Annotated in this window: 26 protein-coding genes and 1 tRNA gene; 9 read left to right on the top strand and 18 right to left on the bottom strand. The window is 68.5% G+C overall.

The features are described 5' to 3' along the window. Positions 1–16: 16 nt before the first annotated feature. From egtB to PKE72_RS16350, 6 genes are all read right to left on the bottom strand, one after another. Entirely contained in the window at positions 17–2,176 is a 2,160-nt protein-coding gene (gene egtB, locus PKE72_RS16325) for an ergothioneine biosynthesis protein EgtB (RefSeq protein ID WP_271166420.1), read from the bottom strand. Between the two features lie 117 nt (positions 2,177–2,293). Further along, the gene (locus tag PKE72_RS16330) at positions 2,294–3,505 is read right to left on the bottom strand and encodes an acyl-CoA dehydrogenase family protein (RefSeq protein ID WP_271166421.1); all 1,212 of its coding nucleotides are present in this window, start codon (positions 3,503–3,505) and stop codon (positions 2,294–2,296) included. Positions 3,506–3,609: 104 nt separating this feature from the next. After that, positions 3,610–3,915, bottom strand: coding sequence for an SCP2 sterol-binding domain-containing protein (locus tag PKE72_RS16335; protein WP_271166422.1), 306 nt, complete (start codon positions 3,913–3,915; stop codon positions 3,610–3,612). Between the two features lie 260 nt (positions 3,916–4,175). Next, positions 4,176–4,454, bottom strand: a complete 279-nt coding sequence (locus PKE72_RS16340) for a SemiSWEET family sugar transporter (RefSeq protein ID WP_271166423.1) — start codon at positions 4,452–4,454, stop codon at positions 4,176–4,178. A 47-nt stretch (positions 4,455–4,501) separates the two neighbouring features. Beyond that, positions 4,502–6,142, bottom strand: a complete 1,641-nt coding sequence (locus tag PKE72_RS16345) for an amidase (RefSeq protein ID WP_271166424.1) — start codon at positions 6,140–6,142, stop codon at positions 4,502–4,504. Between the two features lie 25 nt (positions 6,143–6,167). Beyond that, positions 6,168–8,414 carry a S9 family peptidase gene (locus tag PKE72_RS16350; protein WP_271166425.1) on the bottom strand — a complete coding sequence of 749 codons (2,247 nt, stop codon included), beginning with the start codon at positions 8,412–8,414 and terminating at the stop codon, positions 6,168–6,170. 109 nt (positions 8,415–8,523) lie between these two features. On the opposite strand from PKE72_RS16350, the gene PKE72_RS16355 reads away from it, so the two are divergent. The 4 genes from PKE72_RS16355 to PKE72_RS16370 are packed head-to-tail and all read left to right on the top strand — an operon-like array spanning position 8,524 to position 10,190. Then, positions 8,524–9,339, top strand: coding sequence for a ferredoxin--NADP reductase (locus tag PKE72_RS16355; RefSeq protein ID WP_271166426.1), 816 nt, complete (start codon positions 8,524–8,526; stop codon positions 9,337–9,339). Between the two features lie 39 nt (positions 9,340–9,378). Next, positions 9,379–9,711, top strand: coding sequence for a chorismate mutase (locus tag PKE72_RS16360; protein ID WP_271166427.1), 333 nt, complete (start codon positions 9,379–9,381; stop codon positions 9,709–9,711). A gap of 25 nt (positions 9,712–9,736) precedes the next feature. Further along, entirely contained in the window at positions 9,737–9,925 is a 189-nt protein-coding gene (locus tag PKE72_RS16365) for an antitoxin (protein WP_271166428.1), read from the top strand. Then, complete coding sequence (locus tag PKE72_RS16370) at positions 9,918–10,190, top strand: type II toxin-antitoxin system RelE/ParE family toxin (protein ID WP_271166429.1); 273 nt, start codon at positions 9,918–9,920, stop codon at positions 10,188–10,190. Before PKE72_RS16365 ends, PKE72_RS16370 begins: the two co-directional genes overlap by 8 nt. Here PKE72_RS16370 and PKE72_RS16375 read toward each other — a convergent pair. Together PKE72_RS16375 and PKE72_RS16380 are read right to left on the bottom strand one after the other, a co-directional pair. Further along, positions 10,187–10,540, bottom strand: a complete 354-nt coding sequence (locus tag PKE72_RS16375) for an Hpt domain-containing protein (protein ID WP_271166430.1) — start codon at positions 10,538–10,540, stop codon at positions 10,187–10,189. The genes PKE72_RS16370 and PKE72_RS16375 overlap by 4 nt on opposite strands. Continuing rightward, positions 10,540–11,952, bottom strand: a complete 1,413-nt coding sequence (locus PKE72_RS16380; RefSeq protein WP_271166431.1) for an amino acid permease — start codon at positions 11,950–11,952, stop codon at positions 10,540–10,542. The genes PKE72_RS16375 and PKE72_RS16380 overlap by 1 nt, the downstream gene beginning before the upstream one ends. Before the next feature lie 156 nt (positions 11,953–12,108). Here PKE72_RS16380 and PKE72_RS16385 point away from each other — a divergent pair. Both PKE72_RS16385 and PKE72_RS16390 read left to right on the top strand, forming a co-directional pair. Then, positions 12,109–12,184: transfer RNA gene (locus PKE72_RS16385), tRNA-Lys, on the top strand. A gap of 108 nt (positions 12,185–12,292) precedes the next feature. Continuing rightward, positions 12,293–12,511 carry a hypothetical protein gene (locus tag PKE72_RS16390; protein WP_271166432.1) on the top strand — a complete coding sequence of 73 codons (219 nt, stop codon included), beginning with the start codon at positions 12,293–12,295 and terminating at the stop codon, positions 12,509–12,511. On the opposite strand, the gene PKE72_RS16395 is transcribed toward PKE72_RS16390, so the two are convergent. Continuing rightward, positions 12,502–13,740: an acetyltransferase domain-containing protein gene (locus PKE72_RS16395; RefSeq protein ID WP_271166433.1), complete on the bottom strand. Its 1,239-nt coding sequence runs from the start codon at positions 13,738–13,740 to the stop codon at positions 12,502–12,504. The genes PKE72_RS16390 and PKE72_RS16395 overlap by 10 nt on opposite strands. Positions 13,741–13,751: 11 nt before the next feature. Between PKE72_RS16395 and PKE72_RS16400 the strand changes: the two genes are divergently transcribed. From PKE72_RS16400 to PKE72_RS16410, 3 genes are all read left to right on the top strand, one after another. Continuing rightward, positions 13,752–15,839 carry a TonB-dependent siderophore receptor gene (locus PKE72_RS16400; protein WP_271166434.1) on the top strand — a complete coding sequence of 696 codons (2,088 nt, stop codon included), beginning with the start codon at positions 13,752–13,754 and terminating at the stop codon, positions 15,837–15,839. Between the two features lie 109 nt (positions 15,840–15,948). After that, positions 15,949–17,046 (top strand): Gfo/Idh/MocA family protein, encoded by a 1,098-nt coding sequence (locus PKE72_RS16405; RefSeq protein WP_271166435.1) that lies wholly within the window; start codon positions 15,949–15,951, stop codon positions 17,044–17,046. A gap of 32 nt (positions 17,047–17,078) precedes the next feature. Next, positions 17,079–18,095 (top strand): SMP-30/gluconolactonase/LRE family protein, encoded by a 1,017-nt coding sequence (locus PKE72_RS16410; RefSeq protein WP_271166436.1) that lies wholly within the window; start codon positions 17,079–17,081, stop codon positions 18,093–18,095. Between the two features lie 4 nt (positions 18,096–18,099). Here PKE72_RS16410 and PKE72_RS16415 read toward each other — a convergent pair whose 3' ends face one another. From PKE72_RS16415 to gspE, 9 genes are read right to left on the bottom strand one after another with little or no spacing between them, the layout of a single operon-like run. Beyond that, a complete protein-coding gene (locus tag PKE72_RS16415) occupies positions 18,100–18,570 on the bottom strand; it encodes a type II secretion system protein M (RefSeq protein WP_271166437.1) in 471 nt (156 codons plus the stop codon). Beyond that, positions 18,567–19,667, bottom strand: a complete 1,101-nt coding sequence (gene gspL / locus PKE72_RS16420) for a type II secretion system protein GspL (protein ID WP_271166438.1) — start codon at positions 19,665–19,667, stop codon at positions 18,567–18,569. Before gspL ends, PKE72_RS16415 begins: the two co-directional genes overlap by 4 nt. Next, the gene (gspK, locus tag PKE72_RS16425) at positions 19,664–20,650 is read right to left on the bottom strand and encodes a type II secretion system minor pseudopilin GspK (protein ID WP_271166439.1); all 987 of its coding nucleotides are present in this window, start codon (positions 20,648–20,650) and stop codon (positions 19,664–19,666) included. The genes gspL and gspK overlap by 4 nt, the downstream gene beginning before the upstream one ends. Next, the gene (gene gspJ / locus PKE72_RS16430; RefSeq protein WP_271166440.1) at positions 20,647–21,231 is read right to left on the bottom strand and encodes a type II secretion system minor pseudopilin GspJ; all 585 of its coding nucleotides are present in this window, start codon (positions 21,229–21,231) and stop codon (positions 20,647–20,649) included. Before gspJ ends, gspK begins: the two co-directional genes overlap by 4 nt. Positions 21,232–21,242: 11 nt before the next feature. Beyond that, positions 21,243–21,653 carry a type II secretion system minor pseudopilin GspI gene (gene gspI / locus PKE72_RS16435; protein ID WP_271166441.1) on the bottom strand — a complete coding sequence of 137 codons (411 nt, stop codon included), beginning with the start codon at positions 21,651–21,653 and terminating at the stop codon, positions 21,243–21,245. Next, on the bottom strand, positions 21,646–22,110 hold the full coding sequence (locus PKE72_RS16440; RefSeq protein WP_271166442.1) for a GspH/FimT family pseudopilin: 465 nt from the start codon (positions 22,108–22,110) through the stop codon (positions 21,646–21,648). The genes gspI and PKE72_RS16440 overlap by 8 nt, the downstream gene beginning before the upstream one ends. Continuing rightward, positions 22,079–22,528, bottom strand: coding sequence for a type II secretion system major pseudopilin GspG (gene gspG, locus PKE72_RS16445; protein ID WP_271166443.1), 450 nt, complete (start codon positions 22,526–22,528; stop codon positions 22,079–22,081). The genes PKE72_RS16440 and gspG overlap by 32 nt, the downstream gene beginning before the upstream one ends. A 13-nt stretch (positions 22,529–22,541) precedes the next feature. Further along, on the bottom strand, positions 22,542–23,762 hold the full coding sequence (gene gspF / locus PKE72_RS16450; RefSeq protein ID WP_271166444.1) for a type II secretion system inner membrane protein GspF: 1,221 nt from the start codon (positions 23,760–23,762) through the stop codon (positions 22,542–22,544). Continuing rightward, a complete protein-coding gene (gspE, locus tag PKE72_RS16455) occupies positions 23,762–25,258 on the bottom strand; it encodes a type II secretion system ATPase GspE (RefSeq protein WP_271166445.1) in 1,497 nt (498 codons plus the stop codon). Before gspE ends, gspF begins: the two co-directional genes overlap by 1 nt. Positions 25,259–25,260: the final 2 nt, after the last annotated feature.

The raw sequence follows: 25,260 nt of genomic DNA on the forward strand, positions 1-25,260 counted from the left end.
GATTGAGGCGGGAGTTTCACCCCCGCAACAAGGCGAGGGCCACGCTGGGTTCGGGGGAAATCTCGAAACCGGCCACCGACCAGCCGGCCTGCGTCGCCAAGGCCTCGACCATCGCCTCCGTGAACTTGCGCGAGCTTTCGGTGTGGATCGTCTCTCCGGCCATGAAGTTGAAGCGGCTGTCGCTGACGTGGGCGATGGTTTGACGTGTCGCCTGGAGGTGCATCTCCATCCGTGACTGATCCGGATTCCAGACGGCGCGGTGGGCGAAGGCGTCTAGGTCGAAGTCGGCGTCGAGTTCAGCGTTGGCGCGGACCAGGACGTTCAGGTTGAAGGCCGACGTCACGCCCTGACTGTCGTCATAGGCGGCGACCAGGATCGCGGGATCCTTGACCAGGTCGACGCCGAGAATGAACAGCGCCCCCTCCCCCAACATCCGCCGAGCCGAGGCGAGAAACCGCACCGCCTCGTCCGGCTCCAGATTGCCGATGGTCGATCCGGGGAAGAAACCGATCCTCCGGCCCTGCGGCAAATCGTCCGGCAAGGGGGCCAGATGTTCGAAATCGCCCAGCACCGGCTGCACCCGCAGGCCTGGATAGTCGGCGCGAATGCGGGTCGCGGCGTCCAGCAGGGCCGACTCGCTGATGTCCAGAGGCACATAGGCGCCGAGGTCGGGCACGGCGTCCAGCAACAGGCGGGTCTTCTCGCTGGCGCCCGATCCGAACTCAACCAGGACGGCGTCGGGGCCGAAGTCGGCGGTCAGGGCGGCGGCGCGGTCGCGCAACAGTGCGGTCTCCTGACGGGTCGGATAATATTCCGGCAGGGTGGTGATCTCTTCGAACAGGCGCGAGCCCTCGGCGTCGTAAAACCATTTGGGCGGCACGGCCTTCTGGTCGCGCGACAGGCCCTGGACCAGGTCGCGCCGGAAGGCGGCCGTCTGGGCGTCCTCGGGGGCAGGCCTGCGCTCGCGCGGGGCGTCTTCGGCTAGTCTGAGACCCATGAAGGCCCACCTCTGTTGGGGGTAGAAGAAGTTGCGATAGGTGACGCGGTCGTGGCCAGGGGGCGTGGCGAAGGCGCCGCCGCGCAGGACCATCTGATTGGCCATGAACTTGCCGTTGTACTCGGCAGCCGTGCCGGGCGTCGGCTTGAAGCCGGGGTATGGAGCATAGGCGCTGGACGTCCACTGCCAGACCTCGCCCGACAGGTTGGAGAAGGCGTCGGGCGCCGTGGTCGCGGCGTGCTCCCATTCCGCCTCGGAGGGCAGCCGCTTGCCGGCCCAGCGGGCGTAGGCGTCGGCCTCGTAGAAGCTGACATGACGCACCGGGGCAGTCGGGTCGACCGGGGCGCGGCCGGTCAGGGTCAGGACCGTCCAGTCGTCGCCGTCGCAGCGCCAATAGAGGGGCGCGGTCCAGGCCTCGGCCTTGACCTTGGCCCAGCCGTCGGCGAGCCAGAGCTCAGGCCGGGCGTAGCCGCCGTCGGCGATGAAGCCCAGCCAGTCGCCGTTGGTCACGAGGTCGGCGGCCAGGGCGAAGGGCTCCAGCCAGACGCGGTGCGCCGGCCCCTCGTTGTCGAAGGCGAAGCCGGCGCCGTCGTGACCGATGGTCACCAAGGCGCCGTCGAAGGCGACAGCGCCGCCGCGCGGGGCCTCAAGCGGAGCCTGTCGCGGCTCGACCGCATAGGCGGCCGGGTCCAGCGGCGAGCAGGACATCAGGTTCAGCAGGTCCATCAGGAACAGCTCCTGATGCTGCTGGTCGTGGTGCAGGCCCAGTTCGAACAGGTAGCGTTGCAGACCGCTGGACGGACCCGAGGCCAGCCAGGCGGCCATGCGCCGGTCGATCTCGCGCCGATAGGCCAGGACCTCGTCCACCGAGGGCCGGGTGATCAGGCCGCGCCGGTCGCGCGGCACCCGCTCGCCCAGGGCCTCGTAGTAGGAGTTGAACAGCTGCTGGAACCGCGGATCGACCGGCTGATACTCCGGATCAGCCGACAGGATCATGGCCTCGAAGAACCAGCTGGTGTGCGCCAGGTGCCATTTGCCGGGGCTGCAGTCCGGCATGGACTGGGCGGACAGGTCCTCGGGCGACAGACCGTGGGCGAGAGCGGGCATGGCGGCCCGGGTCTCCCTGAAACGGGCCACGTCGGACGCCGCCCGCGTATCGGGCTCGAAGCGAGCATTCATGTCAGCCGTCCCGTCCCGCGTCAGCCTCGCCGCCCCGCCGGGCGTCGCGTCGTCCAAGCAGAACGAACGTGACGCCTCAGCCGGAGTTCCCCTGATTTGGGAAGCGTAACGGTGAATTCAACGCACCGGCTTGCCGCCGTGTTTGGCGTATTCCAGCCGGGCGATGGTGCGGTTGTGAACCTCGTCCGGGCCGTCGGCGATGCGCAGGGTGCGCACCGTCGCATAGAGTTCGGCCAGGGGGGTGTCGCCAGAGACGCCGGCGCCGCCGAAGGCCTGGATGGCGTCGTCGATGACCTGAAGCGCCATGCGGGGGGCGGCGACCTTGATCTGGGCGATCTCGGAGCGGGCGTTCTTGGCCCCCGCCTCGTCCATCATCCAGGCGGCCTTCAGGACCAGCAGGCGGCACATCTCGATATTGGTGCGGGCGTCGGCGACCCGTTGCTCCCACACCGAATGTTCAGCCAGCTGTTTCTTGAACGCGGTGCGGTTCAGCAGGCGCACGACCATCAGCTCCAGCGCCCGCTCGGCTGCCCCGATCACGCGCATACAGTGGTGGATCCGGCCGGGGCCGAGCCGCCCTTGCGCGATCTCGAATCCCCGGCCCTCGCCGGCGATCAGATTCTCGACCGGGACGCGGACGTTCTCGAGCACCACCTCGGCGTGGCCGATGGGGCGTTCGTCATAGCCGAACACCGTCAGCATCCGCTCGACGCGGAAACCGGGCGTGTCCACGGGCACGATGACCTGCGACTGCTGGGCGTGCGCAGCGGCGTCGAAGTCGGTCTTGCCCATGACGATGGTCACGGCGACGTTCGGGTGGGCCATATTGGTCGACCACCATTTGCGGCCGTTGATGACATAGTGATCGCCGTCGCGCTCGATCCGGGTCTGGATATTGGTGGCGTCGGACGAGGCGACCTCGGGCTCGGTCATCAGGAAGGCGGAGCGGATCTGGCCGGCCATCAGGGGCTTGAGCCAGCGGTCCTGCTGCGCGGCGTCGCCGTACATGTGCAGGACTTCCATATTGCCGGTGTCGGGGGCGTTGCAGTTGAACACCTCGGACGACCACAGATGGGCGCCCATCATCTCGGCCAGGGGGGCGTAGTCGAGGTTGGTCAGGCCGGCGCCATGCTCTCCGGGCAGGAACATGTTCCACAGACCAGCGTCACGCGCAGCGGCCTTCATGGCCTCCATGACCGGCGGCTGGCGGTTCGGGTTCTCGCGCACCTGGGCGAGATACTCGGCCTCGCGCGGGATGACCTGGTCGTCGAGGAAACGGCGCACGCGGGCGTGCCAGTCCAGGGCGCGGTCGGAATGTCTGAAGTCCATGTCGTTTCCTCTTTTTCGGTTCGCGCCTCTGACGGGCGCTGAAGACGAAAACGGCGCGGCCCCCAAGGGAGCCGCGCCGCAATCAACTCTTGATCAGACTGGCATCAGCGCTTCAGAAGCGGGGCCAGTTTCTGGGCGATCATCATGTCGCCGGCGATCTTCAGCTTGCCCTGCATGAAGGCCATCATCGGATCCAGCTTGCCGTCCGACAGGGCCATGAAGTCGTCCCACTTCATCGAGACGGTGGCGTCGGCGGGCTTGTCTTCGTTGGTGACGGTGTTCGGCACCGAGGCGCCGTCGATGTAGATTTTACCTTCGTCGCCGAGGTCGAGCTTCACGGTCTTGCCCAGACCGGAGTTGTCGCCGACGGCGCCGCGGATGTGTTCGGTGACTTGTGCGAGATCAGGCATTGGGGGCGTCTCCCTTGGACGTTGAGACCCCTGCCGTAACCCGCATCGCACGGGGCGCCAAGATCACGTCGGGTAAAGCTCTCGTCACTTGTCCTGGGGCGAGCGCGAATAGAGGCTGGCCAGACCCAATGCGGCCATGAAGAAAACGAAGGCCGCGACGATGGCGGCGACAAAGGGAATTGCGTCCTGGGGCATGGAAATCTCCTTCCACCCCACTGTCGCGCCACGGCGCCGGCTTCGCCTTGATCGGGATCAAATCGTCAGGCGTCGGGATCGCCGTCCCGGAAGCGCCACTTCATCGCCAGCACGCCCGAGGCCATGACCAGGGCGCAGGCGTTGGCGATGGTCACCGGCCAGGCCTGGGTCATCACCCCATAGACCACCCACAGGACGAAGCAGGTCACGGTCAGGGAATAGGTCTTCAGGCTGACGGAAGAGGCGTCGCGCTCCTTCCAGATCTTAATCGCCTGGGGCGCGAAACTGGTGATGGAACACACGGCGGCGGCCGAGCCGACGATATTGGCGATCAGGTCGCTCATCTCAGGCTCTTCCGCTGTTTCATGAAGGCCCAACAGCGGACGGCCGATCAAGGTTCCTGAACCGCCGGCGCCAGAAAAGGCGCGACGGCGCGCGTGGTGTTCAGCGAGGAGGCAAAGCCCGGCCCGACCCGCTGCGGTCCCAACTGTTCAAAGGCGTAGCCGAGCGCCAGCACCCGGGCGTCCTGCCACTGGCCGCCGATGAAGCTGAGCCCGACCGGCAGACTGCCCACCTGCCCCATGGGCACGGTCAGGTGCGGATAGCCCGCCACTGCCGGCAAGGTCGAGGCCGAGCCCAGATAGTGGTCGCCGTTGACGATGTCGGTGGTCCAGGCCGGCCCGGTCGTGGGCGCGATCAGGACGGCGACGTCGTTGTCCTTCAGCAGCCGATCGATACCCTCCACCCCGGCCAAGCGCAGCGAGGTCTCGCGCGCCGTGACATAGGCGGGATCGGCGAGCCCGCTCGTCGCTTCGGCCTTCTCGAACAGATCCTGGTCAAACAGGGCCAGTTCGCGCGGCGTGGCGCGATTGAAGGCGATGACGTCGGCCAAGGTGCGGGTCTTGACCTGGGCCGGATCGGTGGTGGCGAGATAGGCGTTCAGATCCACCTTCAGCTCGGTCAGCAGAACCGTAAATTCTGCGCCGCCAACAGCGTCCATGTCCGGCCCGTCCTTGATCTCGACCAGAACGGCGCCGGCCTGGCGCAACCGCTCCAGATTGGCCTCGAAGACGGCGTCCGTGCCGGTGGAATAGCCGGTCAGGAAACGAGCGACGCCGATGCGAACGCCGCTCAGGCTGGCGCCGTCCAGCGCCGCCGCATAGTCGGTCTTGCGCGCATCGGCCTCAGCCGTCGCCGGGTCGGCGGGGTCGGTCCCGGCGATGACGTTCAGCACCAGGGCGGCGTCCCTGACCGTGCGGGTCATCGGTCCGGCCGTGTCCTGGCTGTGGCTGATCGGCACGATGCCCGTCCGCGACACCAGCCCGACGGTGGGCTTGAACCCGACCAGACCGTTGATCGCCGCCGGGCAGGTGATCGAACCATCCGTCTCGGTCCCAATGGCCACAATGGCGAAACCCGCCGCCACCGCAGCGCCCGATCCCGAGGACGAGCCGCAGGTGTTGCGGTCGCGGGCATAGGGATTGCGCGTCAGCCCGCCCACGGCGCTCCACCCGCTGATCGAACCGGACGAGCGGATATTGGCCCATTCCGAAAGATTGCTCTTGCCGATCAGCACCGCGCCCGCCGCGCGCAGGCGGGCCGTGATCGGCGCATCGCGGTCAGGCTGGTTCGCGGCCAGGGCCAGGGAGCCCGCCGTGGTCGGCATGCCGCGCGCCTCGACATTGTCCTTGATGACCAAGGGCACGCCGTCCAACGGCAGGGCCTGTCCGGCGAGGCGGCGGGAGTCGGAGGTACGGGCGTCGTCAAGCGCCGAAGGGTTTATCGAGATCAGGCTGTTGATCGCAGGACCGGGCTCGCCGAACCGGCCTTCGACGTCATAGGTGCGAATCTGGCTGAGGAAAAATCGCGCCATCTCCTCCCAGGAGCCGTAGGGCGTCCGTTCGCCGTGAACCCAGGCGATGTCGGCGTCGGACGGCGGCGGAGGCGGTGGAAGATGAGCCGAGGCGAGAAGCGGCGCACCGCTCGTCACCACAAAGGCGAACACGCCGGCCAGAAGTTTGGTCTTCAACATGTTCGCCTCCGCCTTGGTTCAGTCGTCAGTCAGCCGGTTCGGCGCGCTTGCCGATCGTGCGGTCCAGGAAGTCGAGATAGGTGCGCCATTGCTGAAGCTGCCTCGGTTCGCCGCGGACGCCGTGCCGCTGGCCGGGATAGAGCATCATCTCGAACGGCGCGCTCTTGGCCTGGAGGGCGTCGATCACCCGGGTGGCGTTGCCGAAGATCACATTATCGTCGGCCATGCCGTGCAGGATCAGCAGACGACCCGTCAGGTCGTCCAGGCGCGGCAGGACGTCGGTGGCGGCGTAGCCGTCCGGATTGTCCTGGGGCGTCGACATGTAGCGTTCGGTATAATGGGTGTCGTACAGGCTCCATTCCGTCGGCGCAGCGCCGGCGAGGGCCGAAGCCAGACCGGCCTCGGGCTCGGTCACGGCCAGCAGGCTAAGGAAGCCGCCGAAGCTCCAGCCCATCATGGCGATCCGGTCCGCATCGACATAGGGCAGTGTTTTCAGCCATTTGGCGGCCAAGGTCTGATCCTCGACCGCAGGAAGGCCCAGGCGACGATAGATGCTGGTCTCGAAGGCCTGAGACCGGTCGCCCTCGCCGCGGTTGTCAACGCGGAAGACGATATAGCCGGCCTCGGTCAGCAGTTGATTGGTCAGGGGCTGCCAGCTCTTCTGCACCCCCGCCCCGGTGCCGGGACCGCCATAGACCTGCATCACCACCGGATATTTCTTCGACGGATCGAAGCCGGGCGGCGTGGTCATGCGCCAGACCAGGGTTTCGCCATGGCTCTGCATCGTGCCGAACTGGGGCGCTTGCAGGCGCGAGACATAGGGGGCGAAGGCGTGGTCGGCGTCGAGCTTGTTCTCTTCGATCCAGCGCACGCGCGTGCCGTCGATCCGGTACAGGGCCGACTGGGGCGGGGTCTTCGGATCGGAATAGTTGCCGACATAGGCCGTCGCCGGCCCGTTGACCGAGACGTTCCACCAGCCGCCGGCCGGGGTCACCGCGACCGGATCGACCGTGCGGTTCAGGCTGGCGCGGAACATCTGCTGCTCGATGGGCAGTTCCTTGCCGTCGCGCATTGAGGCGGTGAAATAGACCTCGCCGGTCTGTTTGTTCACGCCGTCCAGGTGTTTGACCGGATAGTCGCCGCGCGTGATGGCCCGCAGCTGACGCCCGTTGCGGTCGTACAGATACAGGTGGCGCCAGCCGCTGTCCTCGTTCGACCAGATGAAGCGGCCGTCCGGCAGGACGTGGAAGTCGTTGTTCAGATCGACCCAGGCCTGGGCCTTCTGGCTGAGGATCACGCGCGAGGCGCCGGTGGCCGGATCGACGCTGAGCAGGTCCAGCGTCTTCTGGTCGCGTGAGTGACGCTGGACATACAGGGTCTTGCCGTCGTCGGCCCAGTCGACCCGCGCCAGATAGATGTCGGTGTTCGACCCCAGGTCCACCTTGACCCGTGCGCCGGTCTGCTGGTCGCGGACATAGAGTTCGACCAAGGCGTTGGGGCGGCCGGCGCGGGGATAGCGCTGCTCGACCATGGTGGCGCCGGCGCCGGTGATCTCGAAGCGGGGAACGATGTCCACCGGGCTTTCGTCCACGCGGGTCAGGGCGATGTAGCGTTCGTCGGGGCTCCACCAATAGCCGGTGTCGCGGTCCATCTCCTCCTGGGCGATGAACTCGGCCGTGGCCCAGGTGATCAGGCCGGCGCCGTCGTCGGTGATCGGCGTCTCCTGGCCGGTGGCTAGGTCATAGATCACGAGGTTCTGGTCGCGGACGTATGAGACATAGTTGCCCTTGGGCGAGACCTTGGCGTCGATCTCGTCGGCGGCGGTCTCGGTCAGGCGGCGCACCTTGCCGTCGGCGCGGCTGGCCAGGAAGATGTCGCCCTCCAGCGGCGCCAGGATGTAGCGGCCCTGCTGATCCCAGGAATAGTCCACGACGCCGCGGGCGCTGATCCGCATCCGCTCGCGCCGCGCCTTCTCGGCCTCGGACAGTTCGCCGGCGTCGGGCACCAGGGCGCGGGCGTCGATCAGCTTGTAGGCCTCGCCCTCGCCGGTCGGGGCGGCCCACAGGTCCTGGACGTCCACATTGTCCTCGCGCGAGCGCAGGAAGGCGACCAGCTGGCCGTCGGGCGACAGGCTGACCCCCTTGGCCACCGGGCCGTTCAGGCTGGGGCTGGAGAAGACCCGCTCGGGCGTCAGGATGTTGGAGGGCGTCTCCTGGGCCAGTGCGGAACCGGCCGACAGGAGGATGGTCGAAGCAAGGAGAACTGTGCGCATGGGCGGCGACGCTAGCGGCCCTTCTGCAAGCCGTCACGAGGAAAAGTCGCCGTTGCGCCTCTGGCTTTTCCTTCCCTGCGAGCGGGTCTCAGATTACAGAGGCCGCACCATGACAGACGCCGCCCTCTCCCCCGCCCCGGTTAAGGCCAGCCCGTTCAACGAACTGGAGGTTCTGTGGGTCCGCCACTGGACCGACAGCCTGTTCAGTTTCGCGGTGAAACGGCCCGAGGATTTCCGCTTCCGCTCGGGCGAGTTCGTGATGATCGGCCTGCCGGGCGAGGACGGGGGCAAGCCCGTGTTGCGCGCCTATTCCATCGCCAGCCCCTGCTGGGCCGAGGAACTGGAGTTCTTCTCGATCAAGGTCGCGGACGGCCCCCTGACCTCGCGCCTGCAAAAGATCGTGGCCGGGGACACGGTGCTGATGGGCAAGAAGCCGACCGGCACCCTGGTGCTGGACGCCCTGACCGGCGGCGAGCGGTTGTTCCTGATCGGCACCGGCACGGGCCTGGCGCCCTGGCTGAGCGTCGCGCGTGACCCAGAGACCTATTCCCGCTTCGGCCATGTCTATGTGATCCACACGGTGCGCAGCGTCGCGGACCTGGCCTATCGCGACTTCTTCACCCGCGAGATCCACGACGACCCTCTGATCGGCGACGAGGCCAAGGCGCAGCTGACCTATTATCCGACGGTCACGCGCGAAGCCTTCGAAAACCCGGGCCGGATCACCGACCGGATCAAGTCCGGCGACTTCTTCCGCGACCTGGGCCTACCGGAAGGCTTCGATCCCGCCCGCGACCGCGCCATGCTGTGCGGCTCCATGGCCATGATCAAGGAAGCCGGCGAGTTGCTGGAGACCTATGGGCTGAAGGAAGGCTCCAACGCCGAACCCGCCGACTATGTGCTGGAACGCGCCTTCGTCGGCTAGGGGTTGAAAAGTCCGCCCATCCCGGCGAAAGCCGGGGCCATGCACCACCCTGCCCTTGTCGCTGTCGACGCCCGCGTCGATCCCGCCGAATGCTCGTCGATGGCCGAGGTCCGCCAGGGCGTCGACGCCCTGGACCGCGCCCTGGTCGCCCTGTTGGCCGAACGTCAGCGCTATATGGAGGCGGCCGCCCGCATCAAGCCCGACCGCGACGCCGTCTTCGACCAGGCCCGCATCGACGACGTGGTGGCCAAGGTTCTGACCGCCGCCGAGGCCCATCACCTGTCGCCCGACATCGCCGAGCCGGTCTGGCGCCTGTTGATCGACCGCTGCATCGCCCACGAATTCGCCGCCTACGACCGGACTCGGCGCTGACGCCTAACGGTGGTAATCTCCAGCCATGGCGCGCCCGGAACCTTCCATCTTCAACCCGCCTGACGCCGAAGCGGACGAACGTTCCCTGGCGGAGGCCGAGGCTGACTTCGCGGCCGGTCGGGTCGTGCCTCATGAAGAGGTCTCGAAGTGGCTTCTGACCTGGGGCACGCCCGAGGAAGGACCGCCCCCCGCATCCTGGGGCCTGGATGACTAGAGTGATCTGGACGGTCCGGTCTCTTCGGAACCTCCGTTCGATCCAAGCCTATATTTCCGACTTTAATCCGCTGGCCAGTCAGCGGATTTCCACGCGCCTGAAGACGGCGGGCGACAGTCTGGCCGAGTTTCCCGAGCGCGGCGCGCCGATCAGCGGCGGGCGTCGCCAGCTGACCCATATTCCACCGTATCTGCTCCGCTATCGCGTGGCGAGCGACCTGGTCGTCATCCTCGACATTCGCCACGCCGCACAGGATTTGGACTAACCCCGCAACCCCCGCAGCATCAGCTCGTGCCGATAGGCGGCGACGTCGGCCAGAGCGACGTCCAGCGCCGTACGCACCCGCTCCAGCGCCGGCGCCGCCAGGGCCTGGTCGGCCGCTTCCGCCTCGGCGCAGATCGCCGCCAGATCGCCGGCGCCGATCCCCGCCGCCGCGCCCCGGATGGTGTGAACCCCGTCGCGCCAGCCCTCGACCTTGGGGTTCAGCAGATTAGACCAGAGGGCGGCCTGTTCGACGAACAAGCCCAGCACCTCTTCCGAAATCGCCGCGTCGCCGCCGGTCATGCCCTCCAGCACGCTGAAGTCGACGGCGCCGGTCAGGTCGCGACGCGCCATCAGGCGGCCTCTTCCTCGCCCTTGGCCAGGCGGGAATGCCGGGACGACCACAGCAGATAGATGGCCACGCCGATCAGGTTCCAGATCAGGAAACCGATCTGGGTGACCGGCTTCAGGCTCAGGAAGAAGACGATACAGCCGATCACGGTGACCGCACCGACCAGAGGCCAAAGCGGGGCCTTGAACACCCGACGGCGACCCGGCTCGCGGATCCGCAGCACCACCAGACACACCCCCACCGCGCAGAAGGCTGCGAGCGTCCCGGCGTTGGCCAGGGACGCCAGTTCGTCCAGCGGCAACAGGCCCGCCAGAATCGCCACCACCACGGCCGTAAAGACCGTCACCACCGCCGGCACGCCGCGCACCGACACCTTGGCCAGGCGGCGCGGCAGCAGGCCGTCGCGCGCCATGCCCAGGAAGATGCGGCTCTGGCCGAACAGGAAGGCCAGCAGCACGGTCGGAAGCGCGATCACCGCCGCCGCCGCGATCCACTGGGCCGCCGTCCCCTGCCCCATCTGGCGCAGGATCAAGGCCAGGGGCTCGGGGCTGTCTGCGAAGTCCGCCACCGGCCGGGCGCCGATGGCGGCGGCCGCCACGACCAGATACAGGGCCGTGCAGATCAGCATGGAGCCGACGATGCCGATGGCAAGGTCGCGCTCGGGCTTCTTGGTCTCTTCCGCCGCCGTCGAGATGGCGTCGAACCCATAGAAGGCGAAGAAGATGATGGCCGCCGCCGCCATGACCCCGGTTTGCACGAAGGGCGCGCCGAAGCCGTTCGGCATGAAGGGGGTGAAGTTCTCGGTCTTGAAGGCCGGCAGGGCGATGGCGACGAAGACGACCAGGGCGGCGATCTTGATCACCACCAGCACGGCGTTCAGGGTCGCGCTCTCCTTTGTGCCCAGCAGAAGCAGACCCGTCACCAAGCCGATGATGGCCACGGCGGGCAGGTTGATGATCCCCCCGGCGTGCGGCCCCGCCGTCAGGGCCAGAGGCAGGTCGACACCGAGGCCGCTCAGGAAGCCCACGGCGTAACCGGACCAGCCCACCGCCACGGCGCTGACGACCAGCGAATATTCGAGGATCAGGCTCCAGCCCACGACCCAGGCGATCATCTCGCCCAGGACGGCGTAGGAATAGGTATAGGCGCTGCCCGCCGCCGGCATCATGGTCGACAGTTCGGCATAGGCAAGCGCCGCGCAGGCGCAGACCAGGCCGGCCAGCCCGAAGCTGATCAGCACCGCCGGCCCCGCCAGACCCGCACCGACCCCGATCAGGGTCAGAATGCCGGTGCCGACGATGGCCCCCACGCCCAGGGCCAGCAGGTGCGGCCAGCTGAGCGTGGGTTTCAGCCGCGGTCCGTCGTGCGGCGCCGTCATGACGTCGATCGAACGACGCCGGTTCCAGAAGGCCATGATGCTCACTCCCCCGCCGCCCCACGCGACCGATTCCTGGCAGACCATGCCCGTCAAAGAAAGTTTTCGAAAGCGCTTGCCAACCCTCCGTCGGCTGGGTAGTAGGAGCGCCCTTCGGCAAGGCAGTCGCCTTCGCCGCAGACAAGACGACCGGTCGGGTGATTAGCTCAGTTGGTAGAGCAGCTGACTCTTAATCAGCGGGTCGTAGGTTCGAACCCTACATCACCCACCATCGTCTTTCCTTCAAATCAGCTGCTTAGCGGTCGCCGCCCCTAAGGGCGCTTTTTGCGCGTTTGGTCAGAGGACAGGAACCGCTCGAAGGTCGCTGTGTTCAATTGGCATGACTGACCGTAGTTCGACCCGCCAAGGCCCTCTAACGCCACGGGCGTCAAAGGACGCCGTCGTTGTCGAGGACCCGTCGCAGGATTCGATCCGCATGACGGCCCAGGAAGCCGATCTGTCGGCTATCCGAATGCTGGATGCGGCGTCCGAGGCGCGAGACAATCACGACAAGGGCGAGCGCGACGATGAGCCGCCACGTAAGGACGTTCAGAAGTAGCGCATCCACGGATGAGAACTGCGCCGCTTGACCCGAGCGAACCAGCGACAGGCGAACCAGCAGGGGACGGCGACGACCGCAGCGATGGCCCACAGCCAGCCTACTCCCGGCACGCCGAAGCTGTCGCCCTGGTTGGCGCCGAACAGGGTCAGGGCCGACAGGTACAGCAGGTGCAGCCCGTAGATGTGGATCAGATAGAAGAACAGCGGCGCCCCGCCGAAGACCGCCAGGATTCCCGTCAGCCGGGTCGGCCCATGTTCAAGGGCCGCAAGCAGCAGGGCGCCGGCTCCCAGGGTGAGCAGGACGAAATCGGCCGAGGGCGGATATTTGGTCAGGTTCAGCACGCTCATCACCGTTTGAAGCGACGTGGCCTGGACCGCCCAGGGCGTCGGATCGCCGTAGACATTGAGGGCCCGGAGCCCCACCAGCAGCGTCAGGGCGACCAGCCCCGTCAGGATCAGACGCCGCAGGCGCGACGAGGCAGCCCCGACGAACCAGGGCCCGATCCCGTACCCCAGGGCCGCGATGCCGATCCAGGGCAGCAGGGGATAGGAGGTCCGCACCTGGCCGCCCCAGGGCAGGTCGATCAGGGTACGATCGTGCAGCACCGCCCACAGGACATGGCCCGGCTGGCCCGCCGCGATGGTGATGGGATCCAGCAGATCGTGGCCCAGGATGATCGCCAGGCCCACGGCGATCAGGGCCGCGCGCGGCAGGCGCACCAGGGCGGCCAGGGCGATCATCGACAGGCCGATGGCCCAGATGACCTGGAGATAGATGATCTGGGGCGTGAAGGAGAAGCTCCATCCGAACCCGACCACGGTGAGCTCTAGCGCCACCAGAAACAGGCCGCGTTTCAGCAGGAAGTCGGACGCCGCCCGTGCGCCGACCGGCCCTCCCCCCCTGCCATTGCCATACAACCAAGCGCCCAGCCCCGTCAGGGCCACAAAAACCGGCGCGCACAGGTGGGCCGACAGCCGGGTGAAGAACAGCGCCGGAGACGTCGTCTCCAGGTTCATCGGGTCCGAGACCTGGGCGTGAATGAAGAAGAACTCCCGCGCGTGATCGACCAGCATCAGCAGGATGACCAGGCCGCGCATGGCGTCGATCGAGCGGATGCGACCGGCCGAACGGACCTGTTCGGACGGGGCGACGGAGGCGGGTGCAAGCGTTGCAGCGGTTGACATCATCAGGCAGAAGCGGATAGCCGATACTTTATAACGTTTCAACGGAGTATCCCGTGTCCCTGCTTTCGAGCTGCGCCAGCCTGTGCCTGCTGGCCGCCGCCAACACCGAATCCCACGCTGCGTGGGAGCCGCCCCTGGAGCCGGGCGAGCCCGCGACTGTCAGCGAGATCGTGGTTCTGGGCCGTCGCACGGCCCCGCACGACCACACCCTGGGCGTCGGCGTAGTGACCGAGCGGATGTCTCCCTCCAGCCGCTCCATCGAAAGCGACCTGCTGGACGCCGTCGGGGCCACCCGCCTGTCCGACGCTCTGGAACTGGTCAGCGGCGTCAGCCAGCAGAACAACCGCGGGGGAATGATGGACAATTTCGCCATCCGCGGCTTCCTGGGCACGCCCGACGGCGGGGCGGAATATTATGTAGACGGTTTCCTGGCCAACCGGGGCATGGCCCCGCCGCGCGACCCGGCCACGGCCGAGCGGATCGAGGTGCTGAAAGGCCCGGCCGGCGCCTTGTTCGGCGACATCGACCCGGCCGGCCGGATCAATATCGTCTCCAAGACCCCGCGTTTCACCCCTGATGCGGTCTTCTCCGGCACGGTCGGCTCCTTCGGCCTGAGACGGGGCGAGCTGGACGTGACCGGCCCGATCTCGGAAACTCTGGCCGGACGACTGGTGCTGGCGGGCGAGACCAGCGAGGGCTGGCGCGACCATGTCGGGATGGAGCGCACCTCGGTCGCCCCGTCCTTGACCTGGCGGCCCAACGACGATCTGCGTCTGACCTATGTGGGCGAATTCACTGTCTTCTCGACCCTATTCGACCGGGGCATGCCGGCGGTGAACGGCGACGCCCTGGCCCTGCCGACATCCAACTACTACGGCGAGCCCAGCGACGGCCCGACGCGGTTCCGCAACGAACGGCACCAGATCACCGGCGAATATCAGATCAGCGACAGCTGGAGCCTGAACGGCGGCGTGGCCTGGCGGGGGGGCTCGCTGAAGGGGCTGTCCAGCGACCATTCGCGCCTGGTCGGTGATACGCTGTGGCGTCAGCGCCGGGGTCGTGACTTCACCGTAGAAGACCTGTCGGCGCGGCTGGAGCTGAACGGCGTGGTGACGACCGGCCTGGGCGTCCACACCCTGGGCTTCGGGGTGAAGGCCTATCAGCTGACCTATGGCGAGAAGTGGTTGAGGATCAATCCGACGGCGGCCAACCCCTATCCGATCGACCTGTTCAATCCCGTCTATGGCGCCGTCGCCAGCCCCACGCCCCTGCCCTTCACCGACAATCTGGAAACGCGCGAGGTCGTCACCCTTTACGCCCAGGACCTGTGGGAGGTGAACGACCGCCTCAGCCTGGTCGCGGGCCTGCGTTATGACGACTACAGCCAGACCATCCGCAACAACCGCACCGGCGCCGTGGGCGAGAACAAGGACAGCCCGGTCGATTATCGCTTCGCCGCCCGCTATCGCCTGACCAAAGACCTGACCGCCCACGCCAGCTACGGCCAGTCCTTCGTGCTGAACTCCGGCACCGGCCGGACCGGCGCCGGCTTCGCCCCGGAAGAGGGCAAGGGCTACGAGATCGGCCTGTCCGGCGCCTGGGAGGGTATCGACCTGGCCGCGACCATCTTCGACATCGAGAAGACCAATATCCTGACCAGCGACCCGGTGGACGCCAACTATCTGGCCCCGGTCGGCAAGCTGACGTCGCGCGGAATCGAACTGGACGGATCGGTCCGACTCGGCGAGGCGTGGCAGGTGGTCGCGAACTACGGCTGGACCGACGCCAAGGCCGACGACAGCGCCTTCGCCAACGACACTGTGCTGAACGTGCCCGAACACTCAGGCTCGCTGTTCGTTATCGGCCGGTTCGCCACGCCGCACGGCACGGACTGGTCGATGATGGCGGGCGCCGCCTATGTCGGGGACCGGGCTGGCGCCCTGACCGTCAACCCGGTGCGCCTGCCGGACTATTGGAAGGCGAAGGCGGCGGTCGAATATGGCGTGACCTCCCAGGTCACGGCGCGGGTCGAGGTCGATAACCTGTTCGACGAGCGCTACGCCGCCAGCTCGTACAGCGCCCTTTGGATCTTCCCCGGCGCCCCGCGGAGCGTCCGCGCCTCGCTGCGACTGGCCCTGTAGGGTCTCGTCGCCGAGGCGGCCTGAGACATCGGATCGCGGCGATCATGGCTTCCCCCTGAGGCGAACCCCCGTCACTATGGGCTCGCACCAAAGCCGGGGGAAGCCGACGATGATGACGCCCACACGCCGATCCCTGATGAAGCTGGGCGCCGCCGCAGCCGGGCTGGCCCCGGCCTCGGCTCTGGCCGCCCAGGCGCCGGACCGGCGGCTGGGCTACGCCATCGTCGGTCTGGGCGGTTATGCGGACGTCATCCTGCCGCGCTTCGCCGAATGCAGGCATTCACGCGTCACCGCCCTGGTCAGCGGTTCCCCGGAAAAGGCGCGCCGGTACGCCGAACGCTACGGCGTTCCTGAGCGCGGCCTATACACCTACGAGACTTTCGACTCGATCCGCGACAACCCGGACGTCGACATCGTCTATGTGGTCCTGCCCAACGGGATGCACCACGAATACACCCTGCGCGCCGCCGCCGCGGGCAAGCACGTCATGTGCGAAAAGCCCATGGCCAATACGGCGGCCGAGGCTGAAGAGATGATCGCCGCCTGCCGGGCGGCCGGTCGCAAGCTGATGATCGGCTACCGCTGCCATTTCGAGGCGGCTAACCGCGAGGCGATGAGGATCGCCCGCTCGGGTGAAATCGGCCGGCCCCGCGTTGTCACGGCCGAGCATGGGTTCACTATCGGCGACCCCGCCCAATGGCGGCTGAACCGCGCCCTGGCCGGCGGCGGCTCGCTGATGGACATCGGCATCTACAGCCTCCAGGCCGCGCGCTATCTGACGGGCGAGGAGCCGGTCGAGGTGACGGCGGTGGAGGCGACCGACCGCTCCGACCCGCGCTTCCGCGAGGTCGAGGACAGGATCAATTTTCAGCTTCGTTTTCCCTCCGGCGCCCTGGCGAACTGCGTCTCCTCCTATGGGTCGAACCACAACCGCTTCCGCGTGGTCGGCGACAAGGGCTGGGTCGACGCCGAGCCGGCGACCGCCTATTCCGGCAACCGCCTGCGCCGCCTCAAGGACTGGCGCACCGAGGACCACCCCGTTCCGGAAGCGCCCCAGAACCAGTTCTCGGCCCAGCTGGACCATCTGTCGCAGTGTGTGATGACCGGGGTCGAGCCCATTGTCGCGGGCGAAGAAGGTCTGCGGGACATGCGGATCATCAAGGCCATATATCTGTCCGCGCGTGAACACCGCGCCGTCTCGCTCTGACCCAGACCCCTCGCCTCTTCCGGAGATCCGCCTTGCCCCTTTCGCGTCGCCTCGTTCTTGCCGGCGGTGTCGCCGGCGCCGCCGGCCTTTCGACCCTGGCGCAGGCGAAGGCTTCGCCGCCCGCCGTCGGCGTCGTGCGCCTGGATCCGGCGCTGGACGGGTTGATCGCCCCGGACGCCCCGATCGAGACCCTGGCCTCCGGCTTCACCTGGTCGGAAGGCCCCGTCTGGATCGCCGACGGCGACTATCTGTTGTTCAGCGACGTGCCGGAGAACCGAATCCACCGCTGGTCCGAACGGGACGGCGCCTCCGTCTTCATGGACCCTTCCGGCTATGACGGCCCCGACGCCTCGGCCTTCCGCGAGCCGGGGTCGAACGGCCTGATTGTCGGTCCGGCGGGTTCGATCCTGATGGCCGATCACGGCAACCGCGCCGTCGCTCGGGTCGATCTGGCGACGCGCGCCAAGACCCTGCTGGCGACGCAATACGAAGGCAAGCGGTTCAACTCGCCCAATGACCTGGTTCAGGCATCAGACGGCGCGATCTTCTTCACCGATCCGCCCTATGGGCTGAAGGACATGGACCAGTCGCCGCTGAAGGAGCAGGCGCAGAACGGCGTCTATCGGCTGGCCCCCGACGGCGGCGTCACCCTGCTGGTCCGCGACCTGACCTTCCCCAACGGCGTCGCGCTGTCGCCCGATCAGCGCACCCTCTATGTCGCGGTCTCGGACCCGGCGCGCGCCGTGCTGATGGCCTACGACCTGACCGCATCGGACATCGCCGCCAGCGGACGGGTGTTGAAGGACTTCACCGATCTGGTCGGCCCGGCCAATCCCGGCCTGCCCGACGGCATGGTCGTGGACCGTGACGGCCGTCTGTTCGTGACGGGTCCGGGCGGAGTCCATGTGCTGGCGGCGGACGGCCGGGCGCTGGGCCTGATCCAGACCGGGGGCGCGGCGGCCAATTGCACCTTCGGCGAGGACGGCCGCACCCTGTTCATCACGGCGGGCGACCGGCTGCTGAAACTGCGCACCCTGACGCGCGGCTGAGCGGTCAGGGCGCGGGCGCCAGCGTCCCTTCCAGGCTCAGGGTCGCATCGGCGTTCTCGACCACATTGAGGGCAGTCGCCTGAACCTTGCGGTCGTGCAGAGCCGCCAGCCATCCGAAGGCGGCGGTCGAGGACACATTGGTCAGGCTGAAGCCCAGGCCGCCGTCCGCCGACATGCCCATGACCGGCGTCAGGCCCGTCACCGACCCGACCTCGGCGACCACGGCCGCCACATCGACGTCGCCCGGCGCAGCAGCGGGCGACAGGCGACCGCTGGCAGCCTGGACCAGGGCCAGGTCCGTCTCGGCGACGACGCGCGCATCGGCGGCGTCCGCCCGCCAGGCCCAGACCGGCCGCACCACCAGCAGCCAGACCAGGACGGCGGCGACCACCAGCCCCATGACGGCCAGCATCCGCTGCTCGCGCAGGGTGCGGCCGTCCCACCAGGCGGCGGCTTGAGACATCAGGCCGTTCATGCGGCGCCTCCGATCACGACTTCACTGACCACCCGGCCGCCGTCCTCGACGGTCGAGGCGTCGGCCATCGACAGGCCCGCCGCCGCCATAGCGGTGCGCAGGGTCTCCAGATCCGAGAAGGCCGGATAGCTGACGGTGGCGCGCACCCCATTAGCGGGATCGGCGCTGAGACTGTCCAGTTCCGCCCCCTCGACCTGTTCCACGGCGGCGAACAGGGCGGCGGCGACGGTGGTCAGCCCTCCGGGCGGCGGGGCGACGGCCAGGCGACGACGCGCCTCTTCGACCGGATCGACGGCCTGGGCTGCGTCCGGCATGATTTCGGCGATCAGGGCCAGGGTGCGGCGCTCGGCCCGGTCGGCGGCGACCTGGTCGCGCGCGCCCGCAGCGACCGTCAGGATCAGGGGCGAGAAGACCAGGGCCGCCGCCAGGGCCGCCGCCAGTCGCCAGCCCCCGCGCGCGGCCTCGCGCCGACGCTCGACGCCGGACAACAGATCAAGGGCGGGCGCCGCAGCGGCGGCGGCCAGCAGCCGCTCCAGCGTTTCGCGATCCTCGATGCCGACCACCGCGCGGCCCGCCGCCACCGCCTCGACGAGGTCCGGCTGGACCGTGGCCGCAAAACGATGGCCGCGCAGGGCGATGTCGGCGCCGAAGGCGGCGGCGTTCAGCCCCTCCCCCTCCGGTTCCGGCAGCGCCAGACAGTCGGGCACGATGGCGACCGGCGTAATCCCCAGCCCGGCCAGATAGTCGATCCAGGCCTCCAGCAGGCCCGCACCCACAGCGGCGACCAGACGCGGCCCCTCGCCCGTGACGGGTCCGACCGCCACCACGGTCCGTTCCGGATCCCCCGCCAGATCGTCCTTCAACGTCCAGCGCGCGGCGGCCCGCACCTGGGCCGCGCCGCCGACCGGCAGGTCCAGCCATCGCACCAGGACGTCGGCGCCGGGGGCCACGGCCACCGTGCGGACGTCCGGCGTCGCCGCCGCGTCCTCAAGCAGCAAGGCTCCGCGTTGCAGGACCCGCCCGTTCGCGTCGAACGTCAGGAAATTGGCCGGCATCGAGGCCGCCGGCGGGATGATGACGATACGGGTCTGGCTCATTCTTCAGGGGTCCAGCGGCGAATGACGGTGCGCACGGCGCCGTCGGGCGCAGCGTACAAAAGAGCGGTGCGAACGGCGTGGGCGCCGCCGTAGTCGATATCGACCCGAAGATCGAAATAGCGCGTCAAGAGAGAGACTTGCGCCTGGGTTTCTTCATCGGGTGTGAAGCTCTTCAGGGCGGGCTGAGCCCAGAAGGCGTCCATGCTGGCCCAGCCGGCGGCCGGGCGGGCGGCGGCGGCGGCGCGAGCGGTCTGCAGGCCGATCTCGCCCCCGGTCAGCATGACCAGAAGGGGCGCCTGGGCCGGGGTCAGGGTGTTGGGATTCAGCCGCGCCTGGGCCGTGGTCGGCAGGGCGCAGACATAGGGACGCAGCCGCCGGTAAAGCGCAGCGTCAATGTTCGCGACCGCACGCATTTCGCTGACGTCGGCCAGCATGACCCCGCCGGTGCGATAGGGGGTCGCCAGACCGGCGTAGCGCGCGTCCTCCGCCCCGCCGGGCGAGGCCTCGGCGTCATTGTCCATCCAGTCGGTCAGGGCGGCGGCCGCCGCCGCCATGCGGGCGCGCGACAGGCCCAGCGCCGTCCCTAGGGCGATGAACTGGGCCGTCCCCTCGGGCCGAGCGAACAGATCCTCGCCCTGGCCATAGACCAGGGAATTCAGGTTGAAACAGTTCTGGCCGTCGGTAACGACGGCGCGGATCGTCCCTTCCTCGACCGGGAATTCCATCACGCGGCCGTTCCAGCGCGGCTCGATCGGGGTGCGCGCCGCATCGACCTTGAGAAGATCGGTGATCTGACGTCGCGCCAGACTCTCGGCCCCGGCGGCGTACCACTGGGCCTGGGCCTGGGTCTCGGCATTGGTCGTGCGGCGCACCGAGAAGCGGACATCGTCCAGAATGGCCACCGCCACCACCGCCATCACCGCCACCAGCAGCAGGACGGTCAACAGGGCCATGCCCTCGCGCGACGCCCGGGGCCGGCTCATGCCGAAGCCACCAGGAAGACCTGCTCCAGCCGGCCGACGCCGTCCAGGGTCATGACGATGCGCACGGCGTCCGGCAGGGGCCGGTCGCTCGAGGCGATGAAGGCCTGGGCCTCCGACCCGTTCTGGATAAAGGTGACGGCGGCGTCCTTGACCCCCCGGCACAGCACCTGGGGCGGGCCGGCGCGGGCGCCGTCCAGATAGGGCGAGACGCGCCGCTCCAGCCGTCCGTCGACCACCCGATATTCGACCCGCTGCAAGGACGGGCGCGCCGCCTCGCTCGGATTGGACCAGCCGTTGCGCACCAGGGTCAGGATCGGATCACCGGGCGTCTCCTGCCCCATCAGGGCCCGCGGCAGGGGGCGGCCGGTGGGGGCGCGAGTGCGACGGGGCGCGGCCTGGGCCAGGTCGGCCTTCAGCAGGGCCCGCATCCGCTGGATGTCGCCGACCCGGTCGGTCTCGGCCCGCACGGCGAACCGGGTTTCGATGGTCTGGCTCAACATCAGGGCCCCGGCGCCGGCCAGCACAGCGAAGATCGCCAGCGAGACCAGCACCTCGACCAGAGTGAAGCCGCCCCGCCTCATGCGCCCGGGCCTCATGATCCCGCCGCCCGGAACAGAACGCGGTCCGCCACCTGCCCCTCATCGGTGGAAACCCGCACGTCGATCCGCCCCATGCCGGAGACTTCGGTTCCGGTGACGACCCGACGCCAGCGCCAGACGCGACCGGCCATCTGCACTTCTCCGGCGGTTTCCCCGACCGGCAGGCTGGGCGCGATCATGGCCTCGGCCGCGACATTCTCGGCCACTACCCCGCCCAAGGTGCGGGCCTCGACGCGCACCGCCGACCGGGTGCTTTCGCCCGACAGGTTCAGCAAGGCCATGGCCGCCAGGGCGAAGACCGCCAAGGCCACCAGCATTTCGATCAGGGTGAATCCATCGCGATTTTGGGCGCTACCGCTCGCCGCCGGACGCCTCGCTGCTGGAACGGGAATTTCATCAATCATTGATCAACACCTCGCCCGCGCCGTCGACCGCCACTGTGCGGGACTGGTTGTCACGGGTCAGGCGCACCTGCGCCGGGTCGGCGATCCCGGTGGGATCGAAGACGATACGGATCGGATCTGCGGGCGCAGTGACGCCCTCGCCCCAGGTCCTGGCGACGAAGACGCCGGTCAGAGGCGTCCAGGTCGCGCCGTCGAAGCTGGCGAACCCGTAGCCGGATGCGTCCGCCTCCGCCGCCACGGGGCGGTTGGTCAGGATCGCCTCTTCACGGGCGCGCGACAACCGCGCGGCGAACTGTTCCGCCTCCAGACCTACGGCCGGGCGGGGATCCGGCATCGACAAGACCACCGCCCCGGCCGCCAGTCCGATCACCGTGATCGTGACCATCAGCTCGACCAGAGTGAATCCCGAACGACGACGCCGAATGCTAGCCCTGCCAGTTGCCGAGGTCCGCGTCATTGCCCTCGCCCCCTTCCTTGCCGTCCGCTCCCAGGGAGAAGACGTCGAACTGCTGGCCGTGCGCGCTCTGGCGACGATAGCGGTAGGGGTTGCCCCACGGATCTTCGGGCAGACGACGCACATAGCCGCCCTCACGATAGCGTTCCGGCTGGGCCAGGCCGGCGGGCGCAGCGACCAGGGCTTGCAGCCCCTGCTGGTCGGTGGGGAAGTTCAGATTGTCGAGCCGATAGGTCTCGATCGCCTGTTCCAGAACCGAGATGTCCGCCTTGGCCTTGCCGACCATGGCCCGGTCCTGGCTGGGCAGGACGTTCAGCGCCACCACGGTCGCCAACAGGCCGATGATGACGATGACCACCATCAGCTCGACCAGGGTGAAACCCCGACGTTTGCGTCGCTTGTTCTGATTATCTGACGTCATGACTAAACTCTCCTCACCCCATCGCCAGGGTGTTGATCTGAAGTATGGGCAGCAGGATCGACAGGACGATCATCGCGACCACCCCGCCCATGACCACGATGATGGCCGGCTCGAGCAGGCTCAGCATTACGGCGGTGAAGGTGGCGAACTCGCGTTCCAGATAGTCGGCGGCGCGCTCCAGCATCGGCTCCAGCCGACCGCTGCTCTCGCCCGAGGCGGTCATATAGACCAGCAGCGGGGGAAACACGTCGGCGCGGCGCATAGCGGCCGACAGCCCCCCACCCTCGCGCACGGCCTCGCTCATGGATTCCGTGGCCCGGCGCAGGGCCATGTTGGACACGGTGCGGGCGGTGATGGTCAGGCCTTCCAGCACCGGCAGGCCGGCGGCGATCATGGTCGATAGGGTCCGCGCCATCTTGGCCCCGTGCAGGTCGCGGGTCAGGCGACCGACGACCGGCAGCCTCAGCATCGTCTGGTCGATCCGCAGCCGGATGTCGGGCCGACGCCGCGCCAGCGCGCCGCCGACGACTAGGCCGGCCAGCAGCAGCAGGAACAGCCAGCCCCAGTTCCGCATCAGATCCGACACCCCGATCACCAGCCGCGTCAGCAGCGGCAGGGTCTGGTTCATGCTCTCGAACTGATCGACCACCTTGGGCACGACGAAGGTCATCAGAATGGCGATGACGCCCAGGGCCACCACGGCCAGGACGCTGGGATAGACCACGGCGGTGATCACCTTGCCGCGCACCTGCTGGTCCCGCTCAAGCCCGTCGGCCAGACGTTCCAGGATCGGTTGCAGCGCACCCGACTGTTCCCCGGCCGAGACCATGGCCCGGTACAGCGGCGGAAACGCCTGGCCCTGCAAGGCCATGGCGTCCGACAGGCGCCGCCCCTCCATGACCCCGGCGTGAACCCCTTCCAGCACCCGCCGCACCACCAGCCGATCGGCCTGGAGCGCCAGGGTGCGCAGGGCCTCCTCCATCGGCGACACCGAAATCAGGGTCGCCAGCTGACGGGTGGTCAGGGCCAGGGTCTTGGCGGTCAGCCGGTCGCCTCGGACCGAACCTGAACCGCCCCGTTCGGACCGCGCGGCGATCCGCGCCGGCGTCAGCTGCAGCGGCATCAGCCGGCGGCGCGTCAACTGCCCCCGCGCCGTCGCCTCATCTGCGGCGGTGACGGCGCCCGAGACCGTGCGGCCCGCCGCATCGACGGCGACATAGTCGAAGGCCGCCATCAGGCCGCCTCCGCCGGATCGGTCGCGGTCTCCTGGCGGGCGACGCGCACCGCCTCCTCGACCGAGGTCACGCCGTCCAGCACCAGGGCGCGCGCGCGTTCCGTCAGGGTTCCGCCCCCGGCGAAGGCGGCGGCGACCACCGCGTCCTCGTCCGCCTCGGCCGCGATCAGACGCCGCACCCGGTCGTCGATCTTCAGCACCTCATACAGGCCGAGCCGACCGACGTAGCCGGTATTGCCGCAATGGGCGCAGCCGTGCGGACGCCAGACGCGCACCCCGACCTTGGCGCCGATCAGTTTCGCCGTCGCCTGGTCGGCCGTCTCCGGCGTGCGGCAATGGTCGCACAGCCGTCGCACCAGCCGCTGGGCCACGATCAGCCGCAGGGTCGAGGCCAGCAGGAAGGGCTCCACCCCCATGTCGCGCAGCCGCGTCACCGCCCCCGCCGCATCATTGGTGTGTACGGTGGACAGCACAAGGTGGCCAGTCAGGGCGGCCTGAACCGCGACCCCCGCCGTCTCCACGTCGCGGATTTCGCCCACCATGACCACGTCCGGGTCCTGGCGCAGAATGGCCCGAAGGCCCGCGGCGAAGGTCATGCCGACCTTGGGGTTGACCTGGGTCTGACCCACGCCGTCGATGGCGTATTCGACCGGATCCTCGACCGTCAGTATGTTGCGTGTCTGGTCGTTCAGCAGGGCCAGGCCCGCATACAGGCTGGTGGTCTTGCCCGACCCCGTCGGACCGGTGACCAGAATGATGCCGTTGGGCTCGGCCAGGGCCGCGCGGAAGGCGACCAGGGCGTCGGGCGCCATGCCCAGACGGTCCAGGGTCAAGCCGGCCTGATCCTTGTCCAGGATCCGCATCACCACCCGTTCGCCGCCGCGCGACGGCAGGGTCGAGACCCGCACGTCCAGCGACTTGCCGCCCAGGGCCAGGGGGATGCGCCCGTCCTGCGGCACCCGCTTCTCGGCGATGTCCAGCCGCGCCATCACCTTGATCCGCGACACCAGAAGCGGCGCGATGCGCGGGTTCAGGCTCAACGCCTCGCGCAGAACCCCGTCGACCCGCATCCGCACCAGCAGGGCGCTCTCATAGGTCTCCAGGTGGATGTCCGAGGCGCCGGTCCGCACCGCCTCGGCGATGATCCCGTTGATCAGCCGAATGACCGGCGCGTCGTCGGCCGTGTCCAGCAGATCGGCCGCCGCCGGGATGTCGTCGATCAGACTGTCCAGGCCGGCGGGCATGTCCAGATCCTCGCCGTCCGCCGCCGCCAGATGGTCGCCCGCATAGATCTCGGACAGCTGCCGGTCGAAGGCGGCCTGTGTCAGCGGCTCCACGACCAGGGGCCGGCCCAGCACCCGCCGCGCCTCGATCAGCCCCTGGGGGGCCGCGCCCTCGCGCAGGCCCACCCGCGCCACATCGCCGGCGTCCAGCAGCAGGACGCCGTGCCGCTTGGCGAATCCATAGGGCAGGCTGGGGCTGACCAGGGTGATCATGG

The organism is Brevundimonas intermedia, assembly GCF_027922165.1.
Lineage (GTDB): Bacteria > Pseudomonadota > Alphaproteobacteria > Caulobacterales > Caulobacteraceae > Brevundimonas > Brevundimonas intermedia.

What these genes read in the sequence shown, in the direction of transcription:
- PKE72_RS16345 (WP_271166424.1), bottom strand. Translation starts at nt 6,142, where the DNA reads ATGTTGAAGACCAAACTTCTGGCCGGCGTGTTCGCCTTTGTGGTGACG.
- gspG (WP_271166443.1), bottom strand. Translation starts at nt 22,528, where the DNA reads ATGACGTCAGATAATCAGAACAAGCGACGCAAACGTCGGGGTTTCACC.
- gspE (WP_271166445.1), bottom strand. Translation starts at nt 25,258, where the DNA reads ATGATCACCCTGGTCAGCCCCAGCCTGCCCTATGGATTCGCCAAGCGG.
- PKE72_RS16355 (WP_271166426.1), top strand. Translation starts at nt 8,524, where the DNA reads ATGACAGACGCCGCCCTCTCCCCCGCCCCGGTTAAGGCCAGCCCGTTC.
- gspI (WP_271166441.1), bottom strand. Translation starts at nt 21,653, where the DNA reads ATGATTGATGAAATTCCCGTTCCAGCAGCGAGGCGTCCGGCGGCGAGC.
- PKE72_RS16415 (WP_271166437.1), bottom strand. Translation starts at nt 18,570, where the DNA reads ATGAACGGCCTGATGTCTCAAGCCGCCGCCTGGTGGGACGGCCGCACC.
- PKE72_RS16340 (WP_271166423.1), bottom strand. Translation starts at nt 4,454, where the DNA reads ATGAGCGACCTGATCGCCAATATCGTCGGCTCGGCCGCCGCCGTGTGT.
- PKE72_RS16380 (WP_271166431.1), bottom strand. Translation starts at nt 11,952, where the DNA reads ATGGCCTTCTGGAACCGGCGTCGTTCGATCGACGTCATGACGGCGCCG.
- gspJ (WP_271166440.1), bottom strand. Translation starts at nt 21,231, where the DNA reads ATGAGGCGGGGCGGCTTCACTCTGGTCGAGGTGCTGGTCTCGCTGGCG.
- PKE72_RS16405 (WP_271166435.1), top strand. Translation starts at nt 15,949, where the DNA reads ATGATGACGCCCACACGCCGATCCCTGATGAAGCTGGGCGCCGCCGCA.
- PKE72_RS16335 (WP_271166422.1), bottom strand. Translation starts at nt 3,915, where the DNA reads ATGCCTGATCTCGCACAAGTCACCGAACACATCCGCGGCGCCGTCGGC.
- PKE72_RS16365 (WP_271166428.1), top strand. Translation starts at nt 9,737, where the DNA reads ATGGCGCGCCCGGAACCTTCCATCTTCAACCCGCCTGACGCCGAAGCG.
- PKE72_RS16370 (WP_271166429.1), top strand. Translation starts at nt 9,918, where the DNA reads ATGACTAGAGTGATCTGGACGGTCCGGTCTCTTCGGAACCTCCGTTCG.
- PKE72_RS16350 (WP_271166425.1), bottom strand. Translation starts at nt 8,414, where the DNA reads ATGCGCACAGTTCTCCTTGCTTCGACCATCCTCCTGTCGGCCGGTTCC.
- gspL (WP_271166438.1), bottom strand. Translation starts at nt 19,667, where the DNA reads ATGAGCCAGACCCGTATCGTCATCATCCCGCCGGCGGCCTCGATGCCG.
- PKE72_RS16375 (WP_271166430.1), bottom strand. Translation starts at nt 10,540, where the DNA reads ATGGCGCGTCGCGACCTGACCGGCGCCGTCGACTTCAGCGTGCTGGAG.
- PKE72_RS16330 (WP_271166421.1), bottom strand. Translation starts at nt 3,505, where the DNA reads ATGGACTTCAGACATTCCGACCGCGCCCTGGACTGGCACGCCCGCGTG.
- PKE72_RS16440 (WP_271166442.1), bottom strand. Translation starts at nt 22,110, where the DNA reads ATGACGCGGACCTCGGCAACTGGCAGGGCTAGCATTCGGCGTCGTCGT.
- PKE72_RS16390 (WP_271166432.1), top strand. Translation starts at nt 12,293, where the DNA reads ATGACTGACCGTAGTTCGACCCGCCAAGGCCCTCTAACGCCACGGGCG.
- egtB (WP_271166420.1), bottom strand. Translation starts at nt 2,176, where the DNA reads ATGAATGCTCGCTTCGAGCCCGATACGCGGGCGGCGTCCGACGTGGCC.
- gspF (WP_271166444.1), bottom strand. Translation starts at nt 23,762, where the DNA reads ATGGCGGCCTTCGACTATGTCGCCGTCGATGCGGCGGGCCGCACGGTC.
- gspK (WP_271166439.1), bottom strand. Translation starts at nt 20,650, where the DNA reads ATGAGCCGGCCCCGGGCGTCGCGCGAGGGCATGGCCCTGTTGACCGTC.
- PKE72_RS16360 (WP_271166427.1), top strand. Translation starts at nt 9,379, where the DNA reads ATGCACCACCCTGCCCTTGTCGCTGTCGACGCCCGCGTCGATCCCGCC.